Source organism: Xanthomarina sp. F1114 (assembly GCF_026410255.1).
Classification (GTDB): Bacteria; Bacteroidota; Bacteroidia; order Flavobacteriales; family Flavobacteriaceae; genus Xanthomarina.
On the sequence record NZ_JAPMLL010000053.1, the window covers coordinates 1 to 344 of the forward strand.

The 344-nt window shown below is 32.3% G+C and carries 1 protein-coding gene; it reads left to right on the plus strand.

All coding sequences use genetic code 11. The annotated features are described in order from the left end of the window. The coding region (locus tag OS188_RS14755) for a putative porin (RefSeq protein ID WP_323370484.1) at positions 1-309 on the plus strand (309 nt) is incomplete at its 5' end. Between the last annotated feature and the right edge of the window lie 35 nt (positions 310-344).

Here is a 344-nt window from a genome sequence, read left to right on the forward strand (position 1 = left end):
TACTCCAATCATTTTTTCAAGAAGGCCTTATTTTTACAAACAGGGATTACCTTCAATTATTTTTCTACTTATTATATGAATGGTTACGATCCACTTATGGCAGAGTTCTACGTTCAAACAGATCGAAAGTTTGGTGGTTTTCCAAGATTTGATTTTTTTGTGAATGCAAAAATTCAGAGTGCTAGAATATATCTAAAAGCAGAGCACTTTAATGCAGCATGGACAGGTTACAATTATTATTCTGCTCCCAACCATCCCTACCGTGATTTTGCCTTTCGTTTTGGTATTGTTTGGAACTTTTTTTTATAGGTTTTTACTTTTCTACTTTATCTATGTGATTATTT